Source organism: Rhizobium sp. BK661 (genome assembly GCF_024808825.1).
Taxonomy (GTDB): Bacteria; Pseudomonadota; Alphaproteobacteria; order Rhizobiales; family Rhizobiaceae; genus Rhizobium.
The window spans coordinates 58,180-81,927 of record NZ_JANTYT010000001.1; the positions used below are offsets into that span (position 1 = coordinate 58,180).

General features: G+C 59.7%; 19 protein-coding genes. 8 read left to right on the forward strand and 11 right to left on the reverse strand.

Features of this window, described 5'->3' with window-relative positions:
* Positions 1–11 precede the first annotated feature (11 nt).
* The 6 genes from FHX16_RS00235 to FHX16_RS00260 all read left to right on the forward strand — a co-directional run bounded on the left by FHX16_RS00235 (position 12) and on the right by FHX16_RS00260 (position 5,527).
* Positions 12–995 (forward strand): tripartite tricarboxylate transporter substrate-binding protein, encoded by a 984-nt coding sequence (locus FHX16_RS00235; RefSeq protein ID WP_183863116.1) that lies wholly within the window; start codon positions 12–14, stop codon positions 993–995.
* A 118-nt stretch (positions 996–1,113) separates the two neighbouring features.
* On the forward strand, positions 1,114–1,575 hold the full coding sequence (locus FHX16_RS00240) for a tripartite tricarboxylate transporter TctB family protein (protein ID WP_183863118.1): 462 nt from the start codon (positions 1,114–1,116) through the stop codon (positions 1,573–1,575).
* Between the two features lie 9 nt (positions 1,576–1,584).
* Positions 1,585–3,090: a tripartite tricarboxylate transporter permease gene (locus tag FHX16_RS00245; RefSeq protein WP_016552143.1), complete on the forward strand. Its 1,506-nt coding sequence runs from the start codon at positions 1,585–1,587 to the stop codon at positions 3,088–3,090.
* 53 nt (positions 3,091–3,143) lie between these two features.
* Positions 3,144–4,133 (forward strand): tripartite tricarboxylate transporter substrate binding protein, encoded by a 990-nt coding sequence (locus FHX16_RS00250; RefSeq protein ID WP_183863120.1) that lies wholly within the window; start codon positions 3,144–3,146, stop codon positions 4,131–4,133.
* 366 nt (positions 4,134–4,499) lie between these two features.
* On the forward strand, positions 4,500–5,255 hold the full coding sequence (locus tag FHX16_RS00255) for a COG4280 domain-containing protein (RefSeq protein WP_183863122.1): 756 nt from the start codon (positions 4,500–4,502) through the stop codon (positions 5,253–5,255).
* 11 nt (positions 5,256–5,266) lie between these two features.
* Positions 5,267–5,527: a hypothetical protein gene (locus FHX16_RS00260; protein ID WP_310503123.1), complete on the forward strand. Its 261-nt coding sequence runs from the start codon at positions 5,267–5,269 to the stop codon at positions 5,525–5,527.
* 38 nt (positions 5,528–5,565) lie between these two features.
* Here FHX16_RS00260 and FHX16_RS00265 read toward each other — a convergent pair whose 3' ends face one another.
* The 5 genes from FHX16_RS00265 to bcsN are packed head-to-tail and all read right to left on the reverse strand — an operon-like array spanning position 5,566 to position 14,643.
* Positions 5,566–7,842: a cellulose synthase gene (locus tag FHX16_RS00265; protein ID WP_183863126.1), complete on the reverse strand. Its 2,277-nt coding sequence runs from the start codon at positions 7,840–7,842 to the stop codon at positions 5,566–5,568.
* A complete protein-coding gene (locus tag FHX16_RS00270) occupies positions 7,839–8,888 on the reverse strand; it encodes a glycosyl hydrolase family 8 (protein WP_183863128.1) in 1,050 nt (349 codons plus the stop codon). The genes FHX16_RS00265 and FHX16_RS00270 overlap by 4 nt, the downstream gene beginning before the upstream one ends.
* Positions 8,885–11,392, reverse strand: a complete 2,508-nt coding sequence (locus FHX16_RS00275; protein WP_183863130.1) for a cellulose biosynthesis cyclic di-GMP-binding regulatory protein BcsB — start codon at positions 11,390–11,392, stop codon at positions 8,885–8,887. Before FHX16_RS00275 ends, FHX16_RS00270 begins: the two co-directional genes overlap by 4 nt.
* Positions 11,392–13,581 carry a UDP-forming cellulose synthase catalytic subunit gene (bcsA, locus tag FHX16_RS00280; RefSeq protein ID WP_183757715.1) on the reverse strand — a complete coding sequence of 730 codons (2,190 nt, stop codon included), beginning with the start codon at positions 13,579–13,581 and terminating at the stop codon, positions 11,392–11,394. Before bcsA ends, FHX16_RS00275 begins: the two co-directional genes overlap by 1 nt.
* 57 nt (positions 13,582–13,638) lie before the next feature.
* A complete protein-coding gene (gene bcsN, locus FHX16_RS00285) occupies positions 13,639–14,643 on the reverse strand; it encodes a cellulose biosynthesis protein BcsN (RefSeq protein ID WP_183757717.1) in 1,005 nt (334 codons plus the stop codon).
* A 783-nt stretch (positions 14,644–15,426) separates the two neighbouring features.
* Between bcsN and FHX16_RS00290 the strand changes: the two genes are divergently transcribed.
* Entirely contained in the window at positions 15,427–16,551 is a 1,125-nt protein-coding gene (locus tag FHX16_RS00290; protein WP_183863132.1) for a helix-turn-helix transcriptional regulator, read from the forward strand.
* A gap of 8 nt (positions 16,552–16,559) precedes the next feature.
* On the opposite strand, the gene FHX16_RS00295 is transcribed toward FHX16_RS00290, so the two are convergent.
* The 6 genes from FHX16_RS00295 to FHX16_RS00320 all read right to left on the reverse strand — a co-directional run bounded on the left by FHX16_RS00295 (position 16,560) and on the right by FHX16_RS00320 (position 22,725).
* Positions 16,560–17,882, reverse strand: coding sequence for a hypothetical protein (locus FHX16_RS00295; protein WP_183863134.1), 1,323 nt, complete (start codon positions 17,880–17,882; stop codon positions 16,560–16,562).
* A gap of 133 nt (positions 17,883–18,015) precedes the next feature.
* On the reverse strand, positions 18,016–18,318 hold the full coding sequence (gene csgH, locus FHX16_RS00300) for a curli-like amyloid fiber formation chaperone CsgH (protein ID WP_183863136.1): 303 nt from the start codon (positions 18,316–18,318) through the stop codon (positions 18,016–18,018).
* Between the two features lie 60 nt (positions 18,319–18,378).
* Complete coding sequence (locus FHX16_RS00305) at positions 18,379–18,741, reverse strand: hypothetical protein (protein ID WP_183863138.1); 363 nt, start codon at positions 18,739–18,741, stop codon at positions 18,379–18,381.
* A gap of 277 nt (positions 18,742–19,018) precedes the next feature.
* The gene (fabF, locus tag FHX16_RS00310) at positions 19,019–20,284 is read right to left on the reverse strand and encodes a beta-ketoacyl-ACP synthase II (RefSeq protein ID WP_183863140.1); all 1,266 of its coding nucleotides are present in this window, start codon (positions 20,282–20,284) and stop codon (positions 19,019–19,021) included.
* Between the two features lie 14 nt (positions 20,285–20,298).
* A complete protein-coding gene (locus tag FHX16_RS00315; RefSeq protein WP_183863142.1) occupies positions 20,299–20,805 on the reverse strand; it encodes a helix-turn-helix domain-containing protein in 507 nt (168 codons plus the stop codon).
* A 120-nt stretch (positions 20,806–20,925) separates the two neighbouring features.
* On the reverse strand, positions 20,926–22,725 hold the full coding sequence (locus tag FHX16_RS00320) for a diguanylate cyclase (RefSeq protein ID WP_183863144.1): 1,800 nt from the start codon (positions 22,723–22,725) through the stop codon (positions 20,926–20,928).
* A 253-nt stretch (positions 22,726–22,978) separates the two neighbouring features.
* On the opposite strand from FHX16_RS00320, the gene FHX16_RS00325 reads away from it, so the two are divergent.
* A complete protein-coding gene (locus tag FHX16_RS00325) occupies positions 22,979–23,683 on the forward strand; it encodes a GntR family transcriptional regulator (RefSeq protein WP_183863146.1) in 705 nt (234 codons plus the stop codon).
* Positions 23,684–23,748: the final 65 nt, after the last annotated feature.

Genomic DNA, 23,748 nt, shown 5'->3' on the forward strand with positions numbered 1-23,748 from the left:
GGGAGGATGAAATGAAAATATTGAATGCCTTGCTGGGCGTGACGGCCATCGCTGCCGCTTCGCTCGTTTCCGCATCCGCAATCGCTCAAACCTACCCGGAACGGACGATCACGATGGTCGTCCCGTTTGCCGCTGGCGGCCCGACGGATACTGTGGCCCGTCTGGTTGCCGAGTCGATGTCGAAGGACCTCGGCCAGCAGATCGTCGTTGAAAATGTCGGCGGCGCTGGCGGTACCCTTGGTGCAGGCCGCGTCGCTCAGGCTGATGCAGATGGCTACACGCTGCTCTTGCACCACATCGGCATGGCGACCAGCGCCACGCTCTATCGCAAGCTTGCCTATGACACCCTGAATTCCTTTGAGTATGTGGGCCTTGTGACCGACGTGCCGATGACGATCGTTGCGCGCAAGGATTTTGAGCCGGCCGACCTCAAGGGCCTTGTCGAATACGTCAAGGCCAACAAGGATAGCGTCACCGTTGCGAATGCCGGCATCGGCGCGGCTTCGCACCTGTGTGGCATGATGCTGATGAGCGCAATCCAAACGCCATTGACCACCGTTCCATACAAGGGCACCGGCCCCGCCATGACTGACCTGCTCGGCGGCCAGGTCGACATCATGTGCGACCAGACCACCAACACGACCAAGCAGATCCAGGGCGGCACGATCAAGGCTTACGCTGTCACTTCGCCTGCACGCCTGAAGGTGCTTCCCGATGTACCGACGGCAGTCGAAGCGGGTCTTGCCGACTTCCAGGTCGGCATCTGGCATGGGATCTATGCGCCCAAGGGTACACCGATTGCGGTAACCGAGCGGCTGTCGAAATCGCTGCAGGTTGCCCTCAAGGACCCGAACGTTGTGGCCCGCTTCGCCGAACTCGGCACCGACCCATCGCCGGAGGCGGATGCAACGCCGGCCGCCCTCAAGGCTAAACTCGAAGCAGAGATTACCCGCTGGAAGCCGGTGATCGAGGCGGCGGGTCAATACGCCGACTAGCTATGTCGATTGCCGCCCGGAATGGGTTTCGGGCGGCGCGATCGCTGCGGCAGTCGGCCGTGCTTTTCGCGTCGGGACAGCCGGCGAGCCGCGCCACGACCATCGCCAAGGGGGACATATGAAATCGCTGACGTTCGACAGCACCAACGCGCTTTGCGGCACGCTTTTCATCGGGTTGGGCTGCTTCTTCATCTATCAATGTCTTAATCTTGAACTCGGCACCGCCCTGCGAATGGGGCCGGGCTACTTTCCGCTGCTGCTTGCTGTCGTCCTGACGCTTCTTGGCCTGATCGTGCTGATCCAGGCAACACGGGTGCACGGCGAACCATTGGGCCCGATGGCGCTGCGCGGAATGGCTTTCATCCTGCCGGCACCGATCGTCTTTGGATTGACGGTGCGCGGGATGGGCTTCGTACCGTCGCTGTTTCTGGTGTCGCTGGTGGCGGCCTTCGCATCTTCGCGGATGAAGGTGCCGCTGGCGTTGGTGCTTGCGGTCGCGATAACCCTCTTCTCGGTCATTGTCTTCAGCTATGCGCTTGGCTTGCCGTTCGAGCGGTTCGGCCCTTGGGTTCGGTTCTAGGAGGCGGCGATGGATCTTGTCAGCAATCTCGCCTTGGGTTTCAGCACCGCGGCCTCACCAGAAAACCTTCTTTTCTGCCTCATCGGTGTGCTGCTGGGTACGTTGATCGGTGTCTTGCCAGGGATCGGGGCGACTGCGACGATCGCCATGCTGTTGCCGATCACCTTCCAGCTGGAGCCTGTCTCCTCGCTGATCATGCTGGCGGGCATCTACTACGGGGCACAGTATGGCGGCTCGACCACGGCGATCCTCATCAACATGCCCGGCGAGTCCTCCTCGGCGGTGACGGCGATTGACGGCTATCAGATGGCCCGTCGCGGCCGGGCAGGAGCGGCACTGTCGATTGCGGCGCTCGGCTCTTTCTTTGCCGGCACCGTCTCGACCTTCCTCGTCGCGATCTTCGCAATCCCCCTCACCGCACTTGCCCTGAAATTCGGTGCCGCCGAATACTTCTCACTGATGATCGTCGGCCTGGTGTCCTCGGTTGCCCTCGCCCACGGCTCGATTGTCAAAGCTCTCGCCATGGTCGCGCTAGGCCTGCTGCTTGGACTGGTCGGTACGGATATCTATACGGGAACGCCCCGCTTTACCCTCGGCATTCGCGAATATGCCGACGGACTGAATTTCGTTGCCGTTGCCGTTGGCGTGTTCGGTGTTGCGGAAATCCTGCGCAACCTGGAGGGAGAGAAGACCCGCACGGTGCTGATGGCCAAGGTTAGCGGCCTCTGGCCGACGCGCGAGGACTTCAGGCGGATGATCGCCCCGGTTCTGCGTGGCACGGCGATTGGCTCAGCACTCGGGATCCTGCCGGGTGGCGGCGCCATCCTTGCCGCCTTTGCCTCCTACACAGTGGAGAAGCGCATCTCCGACCGCCCGCAGGAGTTCGGTCACGGCGCCATCGCCGGTGTGGCCGGGCCGGAATCGGCCAACAACGCCGGTGCTCAGACCTCATTCATTCCGTTGCTGACGCTGGGCATTCCGGCAAATCCGGTGATGGCGCTGATGGTCGGCGCCATGATCATCCAGGGGATCGTGCCGGGTCCGAATGTGGCCACCGAGCAGCCGGCGCTGTTTTGGGGGATCATCGCATCCATGTGGATCGGCAACCTGATGCTGGTTGTGCTCAACCTGCCCCTGATCGGCCTTTGGGTTAAATTGCTGACAATTCCCTATTACGTACTTTTCCCGATTATCATGGCCTTCTGCTCGATCGGGGTCTACAGCGTTAACAGCAATGTCTACGACCTCTACGCGGTCGCCTTTTTCGGGTTAGCCGGCTACCTGTTGGTCAAATTGCGCTGCGAGCCGGCACCGTTGCTCCTGGGGTTCGTGCTGGGACCATTGCTGGAGGAAAATCTCCGGCGTGCGATGATCCTGTCGCGCGGCGATCCGATGACGTTTGTCACACGTCCAATCAGCGCCATTTTGCTTCTGATCGCCCTTGCCGTCCTGCTGGTGGTGTTCCTGCCTTCGGTGAAGGCGAAGCGTGAGGAGGTTTTCCAGGAAGAAGACTGAACCAACGAAATAGCATCGCGCCGACAAACAGACCGCAACGAGGAGGAATAAGGATGACGAAACTGAACCTGACCCGACGCAGCACGCTTGCTGCGGGCCTTGCTGTGGCCGCGGCGTTGGTCGCCGCATCACCATCGCGAGCGGCAGATTTTCCTGATCGGCAGGTGACGATGGTCGTCCCGTTTGCAGCCGGCGGATCGACTGACGTCGTTGCCCGCATCCTCGCGCAGAAGATGTCCGAGGATCTGGGCCAGCAGGTGATCGTGCAGAACGTCGCAGGCGCAGGCGGAAATCTCGGCGCAGGCAATGTTGCGCGCGCCGATGCTGACGGCTACACGATTCTGATGGGGACCGTCGCGACCCACGCGCTCAATCCGTTGATCCTGAAGTCAACCCCATACGATCCTGAAAGGGATTTTGCGCCGATCTCGCTGTTGGTCGTCGTTCCGAACGTTCTCGTCGTCAATCCCGAATTGCCGGCCAAAACGATCGCCGAACTGGTGGCGCTCCTCAAGGCCAATCCAGGCACATATAGTTATGCCTCCTCCGGCAATGGTACGCCGCTGCATCTATCCGGTGAGCTTTTCAAGGCAATGGCGGGAGTGGAAATGGAGCACATCCCGTACAAGGGGTCAGGCCCGGCGCTGAACGATGTCCTCGGCAATCAGGTTCCGATCATGTTTGACAACCTGCCGTCCTCGTCTGGCCACATCAAGAGCGGCACGCTGCGTGCACTTGCGGTCACCACCAAGGAACGCGCGCCATCCTTCCCCGATGTGCCGACCGTTGCCGAGACTGTTCCCGGCTACGAAACCTATACCTGGAACGCATTGTTCGCTCCCGCCGGCACCCCCGCGGATGTCGTAGCCCGTCTGAACTCGGCAGCCAACAAGGCGCTCGCCGATCCTGAAGTGGGCAAGCGAATGACCGAGTTCAGTGCCGTTATCGTGGGTTCCACACCGGAAGAGCTCGCTGCCCACGTCAAGGCGGAGATTGCCAAGTGGACACCTGTCGTGCGTGACGCCAAGATCGAGCTCGAATAGCCATCGCGAATCTTTTACGCCGTCTGCACAACGCGAACTGAATGTCGTGCGTTGGAAATCCGTCGCTTGTTGCTCGAAGGGTCGGAACTCCGAAAAGATCGTCGGTTGGCTGGTACTCTGCTCAGCGAATACCATTCTTCAGGCGTGCGTCAGCTTTGCGACCCAAAAGCAAACGCCACACCTGAGGGTTGGGACGGCGCCTTTGCCGACCGCCTGGAACATTTTATGGGGCTCAATACCGGCTAAACGTCGGCGGTTCGCGCAGGCAAGCACAATCGGTCAAAGTGCCTGAAGGCGCCGCTAGGAATTCCTTTCTGTTGCCGGAGTGGCGCGCTTGTTAACCTGAAAAATGAACTTGGAACACTCATGACAACCGTTACCAGTATATCGTCTACGATGACGGCCTCGTTCCTTGGTTCGCTGGTTGAAGTCGTAGAGGCTTTCACGATTATCCTGGCGGTTGGCGTGACGCAGGGTTGGCGGCCGGCTTTCCTCGGCACCGGCTTGGCGCTGGCGGTCCTGGCGATCCTTGTGCTCACGCTTGGACCACTTCTTGGGATGATTCCGATCGGGCTCATGCAGTTTGTGATCGGGACGTTGCTCATTCTGTTCGGAATGCGATGGCTACGGAAGGCGATCCTCAGGGCATCGGGCTTTATTGCTTTGCATGATGAGGAGAAAGCCTTCGCCCAAGAGACGAACAAACTTCGCATGCAGACCTCCGATCGCCGCGCAAATCTACTGGCTGCCATCACCGCCTTTAAGGCGGTTCTCCTCGAGGGGGTCGAGGTCGTGTTTATTGTCATTGCGACTGGCGCGGGCCGAGGAATGATCGGCTATGCAAGTGTTGGCGCCGTGGCGGCTTGTCTATTGGTTCTTGTCGTCGGTTTCGCTGTGCACAAACCCCTGTCGACTGTCCCGGAAAACAGCCTCAAGTTTGCTGTGGGAGTGCTCCTGAGTGCATTCGGAATTTTTTGGGCGGGCGAGGGGATCGGCGCGGAATGGCCGGGAGACGATCTGGCGCTGCTGCCAATCCTTTTGGTGCTCATCCTGGCCTCTTTCGCGTTGGTAAGAACGCTCCAACGCTATCATGCCTCTCACGTCAGGCAGGTCGTCAGATGAAAATCCTGAGGATGGCCATAAAAGAAATCGTCGGCATGTTCATCGATGACGGTGCCCTGGCGCTTCTGACGATCGCGCTGATCGCGTGCATCGGGTTAATGGTGAAGATCGAGGTGATCGGAGGACTGACAGGCGCCTGCCTGCTTTTCCTGGGATGCGTGTTTATTCTTGCTGAAAGTGTTGCTCGGGCGGCTCGACGCAAGGTGAAGGGGATGGTCCACACCCAAAGCCTCGATAGAAACCATGCGCCTGAGAGTGCGCGTCTACCTTGATTTTTAAGGAGACCCCGCTACGCGCCGCCTCTCCACTGTCAATCGTTGGTATCGGGATGCGTTGCTGCCTTCAGATCGGCAAGGCCACGATTGGCGTCCTTGTTGCCCGTCGCAGCCGCAGCCGTGAATATCCGCTCAGCGTCGCCGTACATACTCATACTCAAATAGGCATATCCGCGCAGCACCATCAGGTCGATCGGCTCCTGCCGGAGTTGTGCACGCTGATCGAGGTATATCAGGGTCTCGCGATAGCGCTTGGCGCCGAAGGCGGCGACGGCTCTGTCGGCCAAGATCGCGACCTGCAGTTCGGCCGCACGCTGTTGTGTCTGCGGCGCCTTCGTGGCCGCGACGGCGGCGTTGTTGGACAGACCGGCGCGTAAATACGCGAGGCTTTGGCCATAGGCTGCGTCTTCGCGTGTCTTGCGGTTCGGACTGGCCAGCGCCGCCTCGAACGCCTTTGCTGCCTCCATGGGGCGATTGATGTCCATCAGGCACCAGCCACGCGACAGCGCCGTTTCCGGATCGAGCAACTGCGCATTCACCGTGGTCGTGCATCCGCGCAGTTGCCGCGCGCCGCGGCGAACCGTTACCGTTTGCAGCGCGGGTTGGCGCGCGACCGGTGGGCTCGTGCCCTCAATTCGCTCGGTCGGGACCCTAACGATCTCCGGTGGCGAAACGGTTTCACCCTGCGGCACTGTCTCGCTGGGCGCTGGAAGCGGAGCTTGCGTGGCTGGCCGCTTGTTTGTTTCGCCCAGCTGCGCGATGCGCTCGGACTTGCCCGCCCACAGGCGCTGGATCTCAGCCACGCCCGCCCGATCCCGTAGCTGTTGGCGCGTGATGGCCAATCCGTAAGCAGACGGTTCGTCGTCCGGTTTCCAACGCAAGGCCGTCTCGAACCAGCGCGCCGCCGTCTGCGGTTGGTTGAGCGTACGGGCAAACCAGCCGAATTGCTGCGCCGTCGGGACGTATTTCTGCGCAATGACCTCTGCGGCGATACGCGAGAGCACCGCTTCGCTGAGGTTAGCCGGCGGCTGCAGGGCCATCAGGTTGGCTGTCGCTGCGAGATAGGTCGCGGTCGCGTCCTTGGAGGAGGCGCGCCACTTGTAGACCACTTCCTCCGCCTCCTGGGGCCTTTTCTCGGCGATTAACGCCAGCGCCAGGCCTTGGGAGGCAAGAGCCGTGTCGTCCTTCTCATGTGCTGCCCGGAACCATTTTTCCGCGTCCGCATAATTCTCCCGGCGAAGCTGGTACCAACCAAGCAGAAGGCTGTCGGCTGCAAGCCCTTCAGTTTCGGCGAGTCGTTGGACAATCTGGAGATAAGCCGGGGCCACGGCGAGATCGGGGTCGTCGTTACCAGCGGCGACAAAGCGGCGCGCCAAGTCGTTTCGAATGCTGTCGAATTCGCGGCCGCCGTTGCCGTCAGGACGTTCGAGCGCCAGGAGATCCTGCATTGTCGCGTAGGACAACAAAGCGGACGCTTTCTGGATGGTCGCCAGACGTTCCTGCGGATTGGTGCAGTTCTTCAGAATATAGACGTAGTCATCCCGGGCGCGGGGTGCGCGATCCGTCCTTGCAAACGCTTCTGCTACTCTCCAGAGCACGTCGATGTCGCTGCATGTCAGAAGGCTCGGCGTATTGGCGCCGATCTGAATGACGGTTGCGTATTGCTTCAGGTCGGAGGCATTGACGAGGCGCGCGCGGGCCTCGGCGACATCCAAGCGGTCAAGCAAATCCGGCGGCGGCTGCCATGCCGAGTCGGAGGCTTGCCGATCGGCAATGGCCTTGCGGAGTTCCGCATAGCGCCCCTCCGAGTACAGTTGCCACATTTGCTCCAACTGCGGGTCGCCTCCCTGGGGAACGGCCAGAGGATCGGCTGGCGGCACCCAGTTCGGGTAAAGCGCCTGCAGCCGCGCGATCTCCGCCTGCAGTCGCGCCTTGTCGCCGCGGCTGGCAAAATAGCGCAATGCGCTCTCGTCGACTTTTGGCTGCGCGGGCTTTGCTGGCGGGGCGGCGGTTGGCTGCTGCTGCGGTGCCTGGGCAACAACCAATAGGCCTCCGGTCACGCCGCTCTCTTGAGATGCCGGCGGCGGAACCGTGGTTGCTGCCTGCAACCGATCAGTAATGGCCTGGACGTCAATTTGCGGTTTTGAGCTGATCTCCGGCCCCTTGACGCGACCCATAAGCATGAATTGCGGTGCAGGCGCCTGCTCCGGTGCGAAGCCCAGCATCTCCTGTAGCGCTGCGCGATCCTTCAGGGCGGCCACCAGACCGGCCACCGCCACCGCAACAACAATTGCAACGGATGAGGATTTCACAGACACTCCGGATGCTTCTCCCCGATAAATGCCAACCCAAGTAGATGAAGGGTCGATGGATAGTAGAGCGATGGCTCAAATCGCTGCGACGACTCAGGCAGCTTCGTACCGTTTGTCACACAGGCCACGACATCGTTAACAATTCGATAACCGGGGTCCGGCAGCAGCGTTTTCGGCTTGCCGGACGCGAGGTCGATCGTCGCCGGCACGCCGTCCTCGGCGGTCATTCCCTCGCGTAATCTTGCCAGCAGAGCCTTGTCCGAAACTCCCGCGCGAACGAGGTAGAGCGGGATTCGCAGGCTATTGTATCCAAATTCAGCGTCGAAGCCGGCGGCGGGCTCCGGCATACGATTGAGGCTCACCCAGTCAGCGGGCAGCTTACGTGGGCCGAACTGCATAGCACGCAGCAGCGCCAGACCGTCGTCGGATAGTTTCTGCCAGGCGCTTGACGGCGCGAGCAGCGCCATCACCGGGATTGCTTCATAGACCCAGTAGGAGGGATTGATTATCGGGCCATCCTTGCGATCGGGAGAATCGAAACCGCTGGCGCCCGGCAGCAGCAGAGTGCGTCCACCCGAATTGATCACCAGGTGCGACAGTAGCGCCTGCGCCATCTTCGCTGCCGCCTCGATATATTCGCCCTTCTTCCAAGCTGACCCCGCAAGGGCCAAGGCATAGGCAATCAGGAGATCGCCATCCGACGCATTGTTGGTATCGGTGATGTGAGGCGTGACCGTGGGATCCCATTTCCAGGCGGCAAGGCCATCGTCGCGCAACAAGAGTTCGGTGCGGGTGAAATACCATATTTGCTCGAAGTCGGCGGGGCTGTTGGCAAGGTAAGCCAGGAGCAGACCATAGCCTTGACCTTCGCTGTGGCTGATATTGCCGTTTGCGTCATCGACAATGCGGCCGCTCGCATCGAGAAACTTCGCCTTGTACGCGCCCCATGCTTCCGGGGTGATCCCCGGACCTTGCGCCTGCGCGGACTGGCAGAAAGCGGCAACCGCAAAGCTTGCGGCACAGATCAGTTTTAGAAGTCTCTTCATTCGCGCCTACCCAGCCTGGAAAGCATGCCAGCCGTTGTCACTCCGATCAGCAGCGAAAGGACGACCAGGAGGAACGCGTAAGACAGGATGTTGGTCGACAACCAGTTTGCGGCAATCAGGCGGTAGTTTGAAATTGACCACGGCTGAGAGGTCACGAAGTCGAAGCGGCCAACCGGGACGCTGACGATCTTACCGGTCTTGCTGGAATAGGTGGTGATATGACCGGCGACCTGCGGCCAGTTGACTTGTGCGGTGAGTGCCTCGGCGCCTTCGCGCAGATCGGTGGCGGAGGGAGCCGTGACAACGGTCCAGGTCGATCCCCCTGCTGCGCTCTTGCCCTGAGCGATCAGGAAGCTCTCGGCGTTAGAAGGCGTGAAGACTTCTTCCGACCCTGGCACGAACTGCAGTGAGCTCAGCGAAATGTCGAAGTTGCGGCGTAGCCACTCCTGAAACGATGTGATTTGGCCGCGCCACACGCCGCCACTGACTTTCGAGCGCCAATCGTCGAAGCTCACCGAAGGTTCTGTCTGATTTGACTGCGTCGCTGCTGGAGGTTGCCAGGATGCCTGGCTGGTCGTCGCAATGTTCAGTTGCGTCAGCACGGCTGCCGGCATCTGCGAAATGGAGCCGATGAAAATTGCGTCCCGTTCGCCGATGGCACCCGGCGTCGCGGCCGGCTCCATGTCGAGCGGGCGGCCAGCAGCGACGGCCATTCGGCCGAGCAGCGTCGCGGTCGCAGACAAGGTGTCGCTATCAATCATGTCGATGAAAAGCGGCGTTGGCTGTGTCGCTCGATTATAAGGATATGCGGTACCGGACAGACCGGCAAGGTTCGGCCGCTGCCCGATCCGGGCAAAGTCCGGTATGTGAATCTCGCTGGTGTCGAAGAGTGCAAAACGCGGTGCTGCTCCAGCAGTCGTGCCAGGCACGCACACCTCGTCCTCCTTCGTCATCAGGATGGCTTCAAGCGACAACGTATTCAAGCCCGGCTTGAAATGCCGCATTGTCACGCGAATTGGCAGGTGCCGGAAGATGCCTCCACCTGTCGACGAGATCGGCACAGTCGAAGCAATGTTGCCATTGACATAGATGTCGATATGGCTGCCGGGCAGGATGTTTTGTGTGTAGGCTGCGTCCAGCAGGACGGTGGCATCGCCATAAGCGTTCGCATAGAAATCGGACGGCACGCCGATATTGAAATTGGTCCGGAAGCGGCGTCCGGAAAACTCCGCCGTCTTCACGCCGAGCTGCGAAAAGGTGAGGTTCGTGTCGGAGAGAACCAGCGGCGCATCCGGAGCACTCCAGCGCTGCGTTGCCAGCGTGTCGCGAACAGCCGTCGCGGGGCGGTCGGTAGGCGAAACGATCGTGTCGATCGCGGACGAAATTGCGGGCCAGGATGGGCCGCTGATCAAGAGAATCGGGGCCCCCGACTTCGGGTCCGTCACGAAAGAGGCCGACGGCGCCGTCTGGGCGGCCGGCGGCGGAGTGATGACTGGCTGGAGTTCGGCCGGCGTTCCCACGACAACGGTCATGCGCCCGGCTCCAGGCTGAGGAAGCGAGCTCGGGCTGAAGGAAAATGTCTGGTTCGGCATGCCGCTCAGAACCGCAAGTCCCTGCGCTAGGCGTAGCAGCGGCTTTGTTGTGCCTGGCTGCTGGAGCGCCGGCACGACGAGATTGAACTGCGTCCTGCCGGTTTCATCGACACCGATGGCGCGAATGGCATCCGTGCTGGAAAACTTGGCTGCCTCTTGCCCGCTGAAGCTTAGATAGGTCTTTGCGGGGTCGATGTCCGACCAAAGCTCATAGGTGGATTGAACAGTACAGTCAGTGCGGTGGCGCTGGGTTGCTTCAAATGTGAGGAGATTCGCGCCCGGTTGCAGCAGCCCTACGGGCACGTCGAAGGAAACGTTCGATGGTGCGTCCGAGGAGCCAATCTGCTGTTGTCCGACGATCCGATTGTTCAGAAGAACCGTCAGTTCAGACGCCTCCGGAGCAACGACGACAGCATTCTGATAGGAGAAATTGAACTTCGCCGGTGCTGCGGCCTGCTCCGGTGTGATGTAGACCGACCACGATTTGCGATCATACTCGCCATCCAACCCAAACTTGGTGAATGGAATAACAAATCTCCGGAGCGCATCGGCGGTTCGCTGGCGAACGGGTGGCGGCGCTTCTGCGGGCGCCGGGCCGACGGGTGCAGCAGATTGGGGGCGAGGTGGTTCCGCCTGCGCGGGCGACGCTGCCGGTGACGGCGCCGGAGATGGTGAGGCAGGTGCCATCGAGAACGGAGGAGTCGCGGGCGTCGCCGAGGGTGCCGGGCTCGTCGGTGCAACGGAGGTCTGTGGGACCGTCGCCGGTGCAGGCGCCGCCGGCAATGTCAATCTCGGCACCATTGGCGTGCTGCCTTGCTCGCGCTCGCCCGACATGTCGAAGGGCGCCGTCTGCGCATAGGCAATTGTTGAGGCGGCGAGAACGAACGCAGAGATCGATGCGATCTTCTTCATCAGCTGCCTGCCTTCGCGGCCTGATGTTGCCGCTCGCGCTCGGGCCTCATACTGCGGAAAAGATACACGAGGCCTCGGCTCGTCTGGTAGAGTGAAAGGCCGAGAAACCAGATCGTTCCGCGAATAAGACCAGGATTGTGGCGGCGTGCCTGCTGGAACTGCGTCCACTGGTCGGAGTTCGCAAATATCAGGTCGGCGATCAGCCGATGGTCGAGGGCATTCTTCGGAACATATTGGCAGCCAACGGCCAGAATCTCGCCGGAAGGCTGGATGTTTCGGACGATGAGCGGCAGCGTTTCGATGCTTGCGCCGCTGTGTGGCTGGAAACGAATTTCCCCCTCGGAGCCAATCACCATCGGGTCCAGCTGCTTGTTGAACACATGCAGCCGGGCGCCGTGTACCGACACATCCTCGATCGATGCAGTGTACCACTTACCGCCGACCCCGAATTCGCAGCGACGGTTCACCCGTACGCGGCGGGACGCGGCCCGCTCGCCACGTTCGGAAACGACTCCGAGGGCGCACCCGGCCATAATCAGGTTGATCACGTTCCAGCCGCCGACCACGAGGGTGACGTCTGCTTTGTACGGTTCGGCATAGATCCGATAGAATGTTACCGCCAGAGCGACCAGCTGTACGGCAAAGATGACGAAGAACGGTCGGCTGATCTCCGAGAGGCGGCTGACGGCAATGGACTCGTCCTTCGCCGTTACTTTGAAGGTTGGCTTTCGCGGATTGAGCATGACCGAAACCACCGCCGGGAGCAGGTGAACCGTCTGAACGTATTCGTAGAGTTCCGAGATCCACGGCCAGCGGAACGACCCATAGAGGTAGTTCTGCATCATCAGGTTCACCAGCATGTATGCCAACGTGTAGGCCAAGAACTCGCCGCCCGATGCCGTAAAGATCTCCAGATCAAAGAAGAGATAGAAAAGCGGTGCGAACAGGAAGATCGTGCGGGGAAACGGGAAGAGCCAGAAGAGCGTCGACGACATGTAGCAAAGGCGTTGGGGGACCGTCAGGCCGCGCTTCAGCAAGGGGAAGCGGAAGCGCAGAATTTGCATCATCCCCTGTGCCCAGCGGCTGCGTTGGCCAATGAAGCTTGCAAAGGTCGCCGGCTGCAGCCCGGCGATCAGCGGCTTGTCCACATAGATGCTGTTCCATCCGCTGCCATGAAGGGCAAGTGCGGTCTCGCAGTCCTCGGTGATGCTGATGCCGCTGAATCCCCCTTGGGATTCCAGTGCCCTCCGGCTGAGAACGGCGGCAGAGCCACAGAAGAACGCCGCATTCCATTTGTCGAGGCCACGCTGGATGATGCCGTAGAACATCTCGTTTTCGCTCGGCATTCTTTCGAAGGTTCGAAGATTGCGTTCTAGGGGATCCGGGTTGATGAAGAAATGCGGTGTCTGAACGAGGAACAGCTTCGGATCGTCATCGAAATAGCCAACAGTTTCGAGCAGAAAGTCGCGTGCTGGCGCGTGGTCGGCATCGAAGACGGCGATCAACTCGCCGCTCGAATGCTTCATTCCGTTGTTGAGGTTGCCGGCCTTGGCGTGTTCGTTTCGATCGCGCGTGAGGTAGCGAACGTCGAGATCCTCACAAAGCTTCCTGAGTTCGTTGTGACGCGCCACAGCCGCCTGGGCCTCGAGCAACTTGTTGGAGTTGCGCTTCTGTAAGGTTCCGCCGTCGTCCAGCAGCCAGACATGCAGTCTTTCGGCTGGATAATCCATGGCCTTCGCCGCGGCCAGCGTGTTGGCGAGGAGATGCGAATCCTCGTTGTAGGAAGGGACGAACACGTCGACATGCGGAAAACGCTCTTCCTTGCTCGCGCGCGATGGGCGCGGAGGCAAGGGCGTGGCTACGATGAACAGGCTGAGCGCCAGCATTGCCACACTGTACATTTCCGCAAGATAGAGCAGCAGACCGGGGATGAAGTTCTCCGGCTGGTTGATCGGCGGCAGTGTGTTGGTCGTGCGCCAATAGACATAGCGAAGAACAATTGAGGTGCCGAAGGCGAGGGCGATCAGCCTCCATGTGCCTTCAGCCTTCAACCCCTTGATGATCGCCATCACGGCGACAACGACAATGCTCGCGATCAGCTGGGTCTGCAGGTTCACTGGCAATGTGATCAACGCGATCACGCACAGAGAAACGATGGCCCACGTAATGATGCTTCGGGCTTTATGCATCAATATCCCTTTGACAATGCAGGCTGGGCGCTTGGGAACACCACAGCCCCTTCACGTCTATCTCTGGCACGCGGCCGTCATGGCCGAATCCCCTATACACTCTGGCAATGGCACAGTGACGCCGCTTGCCGTCACGGTTCTCTGTTGTGTCTGTTCGTTCGAAGGCGCTGCTGACATGTCTGGTTGCGGCTGACCGCTGGAGCCGTCCGGCAGTGGTACGCGAGGACCTGTCGGGGGCGGCAATTGCAGAGGGGCCTCTTCGGCTTTCGGCTGAACGCTGCGTACGCGAACGACACGAGATTGGATTTCCGGACGGGCAGGTTCATAGCCGAAGGCCATCGGTGTGTTCCTGTAGCCGCCCTCATCGGGATAGATCGGATTGCCGGGGCGCCCGAGTGTTGGATCAGCGCCATGCGGAAATCCAAACGGATTCCAGATTTCTCCATTGAGCGTCCCAACGATTGTGTAGCCGTACATGATGCCCAGCAACTGCCTTTCGGTTGCTCGTGCATCGCAAAGGCGCAATCGCACCTGGATCATTCCGAAGTTGCGCGCTTGTGTGTGGGCCGACCGGCTGGAGCGGATCTGCTGCCAGCCGTAAATGCACGTGTCGCCCGAACCGCTCTCGCCCGACGCGTAGCTGAACGGTCCATAGCTGTTTTGCAGATAGGTCGCCGATCGGGCCATCTGCACACCGGGCACGGCGGCAAATGCTTCGCGGATTATCCCGTTCTCACTGATCATCTGGTAGGAAGCGCTTCCGATGCCGGGATTGGCGCCCGACGCACCAAGGAACTGCACTTTAAGAAAATTCTGCCCGGACACGGAAGATGATGTGTAGAGCGAAATCATCTGCTCCGTGCCGTTGCCGCGCTTGTGTTCGACGACGCTGACAATCGAAGGGCCGCCTGGCGGAGGCAAGGCCAGTGCCCTTTCGGCGGGGACCGTTTCGGAAATGTTTGGTGAGCTAACATTTCCCGACGACTGACATCCGACCACGAGCCCGGCAAGCAATGCCAAGCCTAATGCCTTCAGCAGACTGAACGTTTTGGGTCGCCGCAATCGTCTTTCCTCACCTCCATACGCAAATTTCGCGCTGGACTTGCGAATCAACGACCCTTGGGGCCGCTACCTATGGTAAACGACGATTATGGTTAACCCAACGTTAATGTGCGGCGATAGTTGTCGGTAAGGTTGACTTCAACTCGACGGTGCAGTCAGTCCGGCGACAGGAAGGATACGAACTGTCACCGTTCTCGCGGGCGGACAACGGCCTTAGCGCCGCAACCTCAACTGAATGATAAAAGCGCGACCTCAAATTCAATTATAAGCTGTTGGCGACTTCTCTCAAGGTTGCAATAATATATACCCCTATTGTCGTAGTAAATGAATAACTATTAAGCATTTTACAACAAGAAGGCGCATGCTATTCTTAGAAATCTCTAGGTTTTTAGGGGTGATGTCGGGAATATTCTCGACATAACATACTTCGTTGCGTGCCGTTTTGTCTTAAGAGAGCCAAATGAGCGCGTTGCTTGTTTTTGGCGTGGGCCGCACGACTTGAAGACATAAAAACACAATCTGGAGGAGACATTCGATGTTTCGTACAGAGACGTGGCATCTCTTCGGCTTTTCCTAGAAGCCGCCGAGACATGGAGAGCAGGCAGTGGCTGGGAACCACCTTCGACCGCACGGTCGGACCGGGATGAAGGTAGCCTGAAACATTCATGAGAGGTGAAAACGCGGCAACAATGCCGCTGCATAGCTCAGGTGGACTGCGTTCTGAAAAATGACGCGGCCGGACGTGAAAGCTTTGGAAATTCGCCAAGCATTGGAGTGGGTCCGATGATCAATAGCTTTGGTGAAGATATCTGCTTGCCGTTGGTGCAGTTGATCTACGAAACCGTTGTGAGCCCGCCGGAGTGGGAAAAGGTCATAGCGGAGCTGATCGACATCACCAAGGCCGCGGCGGGAGCTGTCGTAGGCTTCAAGGGGGCGGAAGATCGGCGCGCGAGCGTGTTCGCAAAAGGCGTTCCGAAAAGCGCACTCTCCAATCCTCCGATGATTGCCGCATTGCATGCGGCAACGCTTGCCTTGGGGCAAGGAGCATTCCTGACGATCGATTTAAAGGCGAGGCTCAGTCCTCAATGGGAAGTACCCGTGCGAGACTGCTTTGGTACGGAAGGTTGCCTTCTGACGCTCGTTCTTGTCAAGGAAGGCGGACGCCGGATTACGCTGATGCTCCATTTCGATCGCCCAGGTCGAACCGAAACGGATAGAGCGGCCGAAATGCTGCAGAAATTGCTGCCGCATTTTCAGACGGCCTTTGCCATCCAAAAGGCGACCCTCCTGGAGCGGGAGAGGTCCGCGCATATGGAGAGCGCCTTCTTCAGTTCTTCCGCACCTTCGGCGATTATCACGGAAGACTATCAGGTGCGTCTCGCCAACGGTAGTTTCGAGAAATTTGTCGAGGCATCGCACCTGCTTGTCGAATACAGCGATTCGGCGATCGATTTCGTCGATACGGCCCTTCAGGATGAAGTTGCGCGTCTGATCGGCCTGGCGACATTGCACGGGCGTGTTCGGCACGTTGCCTGGGTCGAGGACAAGGTGAAGAATGTCAAATGGTTGGTAAGCGTCGATGCCCTGTCGGGGCGTGTAGGCCTCGGATCGCAATTCAAGAACGTCTTTGCCACCAACGAGCGTGTTTACATGCTGACGATACGCGAACTTGGTGGAAACAGTCTGTTGGCACCCGACACGATCAAGTCCATCTTTGGCCTGACCCCGACAGAGGCCGATCTCGCATATTGCCTTCTGAGGGGAGAAACGGCGTCGGAGATCGCGCGCCAACGTGGCGTCTCAAAGAATACGGTCCACAACCAGCTTGCCTCCGCGATGGCCCGCGTCGGGGTAAACCGGCAGACGCAATTTCTGCACTGCCTGTCGATGCTGTCCGCGATGTGCTGATCTCTGGCTCAGAAGCGCCAGGTCACGTTGACGGAGACGTTATAGTCGATCGCATGACTCATGCCGATCGTCGGCGATACACCGCCGCCGGCATCCGCGACATAGTCGATCGTCGGCACCTTGTTGACGAAGTTCACGCCGGTGTCCAAGCCGATCACGACGTTTTCCTTGGGTGCGTAGCGCAGCCCGGCGCCGAGGCCAGCAAGAAGACTGGCGTCGTCGCGTGTCTCGGAAATGAAGTCGAAGGGACCCGTCGTCATCGTTGGCAGAATTGCCGAATAGTGGCTTCGATAACGCGAATGCAGGTAGGCGCCGCCCAGCCTGGCGTCGAACGAAACACTGAGATCCGGCTGCAGGGCTTGGGTTACAGCCAGCTCGGCGATGGCACCGACATAGCGCGCGTCGAGTTCGTCGGTTTGCGTGAAGCCGACCTCAGGCACCACGATGCCCGGTTGATTGGCGGTTATACGGAGCGTTCTGCGAAAATCCACGTCGCGATCGATGGAGCGGTACATGGGGCCGAATTTAGGAGTAACCGTCCAGCCGCCCTGAAGATCGATCGGAGCGCCGAGAAGCAGTTCCTGATCGATCACGAAGGCATCCTCGCTGCGCTTGTCGATGAACGCGCTGCTGCTGAGGTCACCGGTCGCGGCCAGGGTAAAGCCGGTGTTGTCACCATAGGCTGCGTAGGCCGCGGCGCTCTGGGTCGAACCGTTAGTCAGGGTAGCTGCGAAAGACCCGCCGGTCACCCCCGTTTGGGATGCAAAGTGGGTCACACGCCCGCCCGCGGGCGACGAATCCGAGAGAAAGGTGTGACCCGTCGCGCTTGCACTGTCGGTAAACGTGACATCAGCGGTGGCGGTCGCGGGCAGCGTTCCTATAGGCGACGCGGTCAGTAGGCTCGGATCGATGCGACCGTTCGCCGAATTTCCTAAGCTGAAGTTCAGGGAATTTTGGCCGGCAAGGCTTGTTCGGTCGGTCGAGCTGGACGACAGGTCGGCGATACCGCCATTCCATTCCAGAAACAGGGGCTGCGAACCGATTTGCCCGAGCGGCAAATCGAGGCTGATGCCAAAGCCAATGCCATCGTCAATGACTCTGCTGTCGCCGGTTCCAAGAAAGTCGGGTCCCCGGGGAGCCCAGCTTGGCAAGCTGAACCAGTTGATACCGGTGCCGATCTGCACGCCTGTCGCGGGCTCGACACTCTGCGCCGTCGGCGCTGTTTTGATGTCATCGGCGACTGCAATCGATTCGCTGCTTGCAATGCTTGCCAGTGTCGCAACAAGGATAGCAGCCAGTTTGTGAGACTGAACGGCCCAACAAATCCGCATTCCCTATCACCTCGATATGGCCGCCGAAGCACGCCGGCACGACACACTGAGGTCTATTTCTATTATAATTTAGTATACAATCAATTAGCCTGGTTTCCTCCATTCGGAAGATCACCCGAACGGTGCATAAATGTCACGGCACCGACACGACGCAGAGTTTCTCGCCGCTCGGACCGTAAACCGTCAGCCGGGCGCTCCAGCCATTCGGCGACACGGAGACGGTTGAGCGCGAAAGCGCAAGCCGTCCCGGGTCATCCTTCTGGAAATCGCCGCCTTGAACGTTGCTTGAGGTGTTGCCATTGGCATTCGAGAAAATCTCGAACTGATAGCTTCCTTGGCCGCGACCGTCGCTTTCGATCGTCGGGACTAGGGTCATAGCGCCCCCTTTATCATGGTGCTCGATGATGCAATGGACGGGAGGGAGGGCAGCCATCATTGTAGGACTCCAAGGCAAAAGAGGCCAGCGGCGGCGCCGCTGACCTTCAAAGATACTCGACTAATGCTGGATGGTCACAGAGTTGTTGCCAACGCCGGACTGATAGGTCTGCGAGTTGTTGCCGCGGCCAAACTGCAGCGTACCAGAAACGTTTCCCAGGCCCTGTTGTACGGTAAGCGAGTCATTGCGGCGGCCGAACTGGGCTGTTCCGGATTCATTGAATGCGCCATGTTGAATGGTCGTCGAGTTGTTTCGAACGCCCACTTGGCCAGTACCGCTGAAGTTGCGGAAGCCACTCTGGAACGTACCGGCGCTGTTGCCCCAGCCGGTTTGGTCTGTGATGGATTCATTATCCGCTGCGAAGACAGCCGTAACTGATGAAAGCGCGAACACGGTTGCGATTACTAGGCCCTTGATTTTCATCGTATCTCTCCTCTTCCTCCCGTCGGGATTGACGGTTGAGAGACACTACCGCATCGCCAGTCGCGCGAGTGCTTCAAAGCTTACCTACCGGGAGAGGGAAGTCTCTAATTCAAGCAAGGCAATATGGTCCCTATTTGGCGAAACAGCGCAACCAATGATCTGTTGTGCCATCCCGATAGTGATCATCACCAGACGATTGGGACAGGAAGCAGCACGGAGATTTGAACCACAAATTGCAAACTCTGAGAACAGCGATCGGTTGGAACGTGTCCAATTCTTAGCTCCAACGTCGGAAGAGGGCGCTTGCGTTGACGCCACCAAAACCGAAGCCGTTAGTGATCGCATATTCCGTGACAAGTTCACGTCCCGACTTGCCGACAATGTCGAGCCCTTCGGCAGCGGGATCGGTTTCATCGAGATTGCGGGTGGGCGGCGCGATCTGGTCGCGCAATGCAAGGATCGTGAAGATCGCCTCAAGCCCACCCGCGGCGCCAAGCAGATGGCCGGTGGCGGACTTCGTCGCACTTATGGCAATCTCGCCGTTACGGCCGAAGACGGTGCCGATGGCCGCCATTTCGCCGCGGTCGCCGACGGGGGTGGATGTCGCATGAGCGTTGAGGTGCTTGATCTCCGACGGTGCTATCCGCGCCTGCCGGATTGCTGCCTCCATCGCCCGGCGCGCACCATCGCCGTCCTCCGGTCCCGCGGTCATATGGTAAGCGTCGGCCGCAGTGCCATATCCGACAAGCTCGGCCAGCGGCGTGGCGCCCCGGGCGAGAGCATGCTCCAGCGACTCGATAACCAGGATGCCCGCGCCTTCGCCCATGACAAAGCCATCGCGGCCGGTATCAAACGGACGCGAGGCAAGCTCCGGCCGATCGTTGAAGCCCGTCGAGAGTGCCCGCGCCGCAGCGAAGCCGCCGAGGCTGACTCTGTCGATGCAAGCCTCCGCGCCGCCGCAGATCGCAATATCCGCTTCGCCTGAGCGGATCAGCCGTGCGGCATCTCCGATCGCCTGCACACTGGCGGCACAGGCTGTGACGGGAGCGCCGAGCGGACCCTTGAAGCCATAGCGGATACTCACCTGGCCTGCTGCTAGGTTGACGAGGAACGACGGCACGATGAAGGGCGAGAGTCGACGAACGCCGCGCGTCTCAACTGTACGGACCGCATCCGTGATAGCGGGAAAGCCCCCGACGCCGGAGGCAATGATCGTCGCTGTGCGCTCCCGCGCGACCGTATCGTCAGGGGTCCATCCGGCCTGCCGGACTGCTTCGTCGGCAGCGCCCATCGCAAAGTGGATGAAGCGGTCCATTTTCTTCTGGTCCTTGGGCTGAATATAGCGGTCCGGATCGAATCCGCCTTCAGCGTCCTCTGCGGCCGATGGCACGACACCGCCGACCTTGGCGGAGAGGTCGCCGACGATGTCGTCGCTGAGAACCCTAAGCCCGGAGCCGCCGGCAAGCAGCCGTTGCCATGCCGTTTCAACGCCCGTGCCAAGCGGCGACACGAGTCCCATGCCAGTCACGACGATCCGATCCATCTGTCTTTTCCTTGTTAGGCATCGATGCCGAGATACCATGCCCTCGCGCGTGCAATGCGGTCGCGATCGCTTTCCGCAGCCGCCGGGCCGGGAAGCAGGCAGGTATTTCGAGGGGTAAGTTCTTCGCCGGTTTCGACGTCGACGAGTTTGGTATGCCGCTCCTTGCCGGAGGCAGAGTCGCCGAGCAAGAAGGCTAGATCTTCCTCCGGCACATGGCGGCGGCCCCACGAAAACAACGCCATCAGAACCGGAAAGAAATCTTGGCCCTTTTCCGTCAACACATATTCGTGCCGGGCGGGGCGATCGCTGTAGCGCCGTTTCTGGAGGAGGCCGGCCTCGACAAGATGTGCAAGCCGACGGGTGAGGATGTTCGGGGCAACGCCGAGGCTCTTCTGGAATTCGTCGAAGCGTGTGAGGCCCTGAAACGCATCGCGCAAGATCATAATACTCCACCAGTCGCCGACGCTGTCGAGCGCACGGGCCACCGGGCATTTGAAATTGGCAAAGCTTGTTCGTTGCATAATGCAAGCCACTATAAGAATGACTTCCATTATGCAAGTAACTTCTGGCGGAGCCGTCAGCGGTGTCGATCCCTCGGCGAAGCGCGGCAGGGCGGGCTTGCAATCAAAGGATTGAGAAAGCTACCCGGCAAGCCGGTGATTGGGGGACCCGTCGGCACCATCGATCAAGGTGATGTTCCTGCCCTTCGATTTGGCGCGAAGGAGCGCCGCGTCTGCCCTTTGCAGCAGCGTGGCGGCTGGTTTGTCATCATCCGCCAAGGCAATCCCGATCGATACAGTTACGGTCCCCAGCGGCCGCCCCTGATAGGTTATGGGTGCGGCCTCGACCGCGTTGCGAAGTTTTTCCCCAATATCGAATGCCGATTCCCGCGTCCCTTCGGGGAGAAGGACCGTGAACTCCTCGCCGCCGAACCTGTAAACGGAACCCGACTTGCCGGCCGTCTCGGCCATCAGGGTCGCAACTTGCCGCATGACGTGGTCGCCGGCATCATGGCCAAACTCGTCATTGAAGTGCTTGAAGTGATCGATGTCGACCATCAGGCAGGCCGTCGGGCGGTCAACGGTGTCTCGGCGCAGCCGGTTCATCTCGTCGTCCAGCGAGCGTCGATTGAGAAGCCCTGTCAGGGGATCGCGCACGGCAAGCTGCGTCAGCCGCTCCCTGAGCTGAAGATTGGCGATCGCCAGCCCGATATTCTCGGCGATGATCTCAATGTAGAGCCTTGCGGTCTCCATCGCCTTGCCGCCATCGGTGCCCTCGAAATACAACAGACCGACTGTGTCGCCATGGGCGGAGAGCGGTATGCAGATGCAGGCGTGTTCCCCTTCCTCAAGATGTTGGCAGGGCACATCGTCCCGCGAATGGTCGCTCACATGCGGCCTGCCGCGTCTCAATCCCCAGCATTCCGCCGGCGCCAGGACGTCATGCGACCGGTTCGGTTGAAGCCAGCGGCTGGCGGAGGTAAGGGCCGACCGGCCACCGTTCATGAGGTACAGGTGTCCGGCGAGATGTGGAAAGATCTGCGGCGCGAAAAGTGAAACGACATCGGCGAGTTCCTCCTGTTGCTGGCAGGCCTGAAGCCGATGCATCATCTGAAGAATGTGATCCTTCGTTTTCTGATCGCGCCGTCGCTCGGCATCCAGGCGCTCTCGCTCCAGGCCGTTGTCGCGGAAGATCTGGATCGCTTCGTTCATTTCGCCGATCTCGTCGTGCCGCCTGTCAGGCAGCACCTCGACGTCATAGTCCTGCTTTGCCAGTCGATTGACGATCCCAGTCATTCTGAGCAGCGGCGTTGCCACCCGACGCTTCAACACAAAATAAAGGACGCCGATGAAGACGGCCGCCGTCAGCCCCAACATCGACTTCGCTATATTGTCCCAGAGGTCGGTTCTTGCTTTTGCAGCAGCGAGTTCGTCGTCGGCACGGGTCGCCACGAGATCGGTAAAATGCTGAACGCTGGCGAGCAGATCAGTCTGCAAGCGCTCATGCTCGGGTCCAAAAAGGGTTTGCCTTGCACCGTCGCGATCGCCGTTCCCATAATCAGCAACGGCGCGTTCCTCGATTTGGTCCAATGCCTCCGCGTCACTTTCCAACCGGCGCAATGCGGCAAGTTCCGGCGATGACAGATCGGTCAACTTCAAGCCCTTGATGGCTTCCTCGCGAGCGCGTTCCTCTCCATCGGCGCTGCGGAAGGCCTGAAGGTGACGGTCCTCGCCGCGCATCACGTAGAGGCGGGCATCCTCCGTTGTCTGTTCGGCTGCTATTGCGAGCTGATCAGCAAGCTCGTCGAGTTGCTGGCGCATCTCCACCGCCGACCGTTCGCGCACGGCGCTGTAGGCAGACAGAATGAAGGCTCCGCCCGAGAGAACGGTGAGTACAACCGTCACGGCATAGGCCCAATTTGTAATCGTGCTGATCCGCATTCTGTCTCGTACCTTCGCCCCCTGGGTGGTCCTTCTGCGATGCTAAGATAGATGAATAAATGAGCACTTAATTGTATTTGCCGACCGAATTCTGGTAGCGCCAATCGATCTGCAACGGCAGTCTACCATGTTACGCGCGGAGCCGCCCTTTGTATGCTCGCGCGACGTGCTGCGCTTTCACCCGCCGAGTCGCCACCACTATTGACCACTACGCGAGAAAAAGTATTCCTTTTGTCGACAAAAGGATTCTTCAATGGCTGACACAGATTCGAACTCCACCCCAGAGCGCAAGCGCGGCTCCGGCGTCAAGATGGTCTACGACCTCTTGCGCGACGAGATCCTTGATCTTGTATTGCCGCCCGGCAGCCCCATCGATGAAGTGCAGTTGGCCGAGCGATTCAAGATGTCGCGTACGCCGATCCGCGAGGCATTGGTTCGGCTGGCGGGCGAGGGGCTGATTGAGACGCTGCCAAACCGTTCGACTATGGTATCGAATATCGACTTCCTGAATCTCAACACCTTCTTCGACGCGTTGGTCCTGATGTACCGCGTGACGACACGGCTTGCGGCGCGAAACCACCGCCCGGAGGATTTGGCGATTATCCGCGGCTTCCATGCAGACTATGCGGCGGCCGTTGAGGGACGCAATGCACTGACCATGATCTCCACCAATGCGGCTTTCCACGCAGCAATCGCCGAGGCGGGCCGCAATCCCTATTTCACCAGCCTGTTCCGTCGTTTGCTGGATGAGGGGAGACGCATTCTGCGACTTTACTACCGGTCTTACGACGAGCAGTTTCCGCAACGCTTCGTCGATGAGCATGCGGAAATCATCGCTGCTATCGAGGCACGCGACATCGAGGCGGCCGACCGCTTGGGCAAGGCGCACGCGGAGCAGATCGTTGCCCAGGTGCAGAAGCTTTTCAGCCGTGATGTCGGGATCGACATAGCGCTTTAAAGACTGCGGCGGCCTTTGCGTTTTTCTTGTCGACAAATAAAATACAAGATGATATATCACCTGAC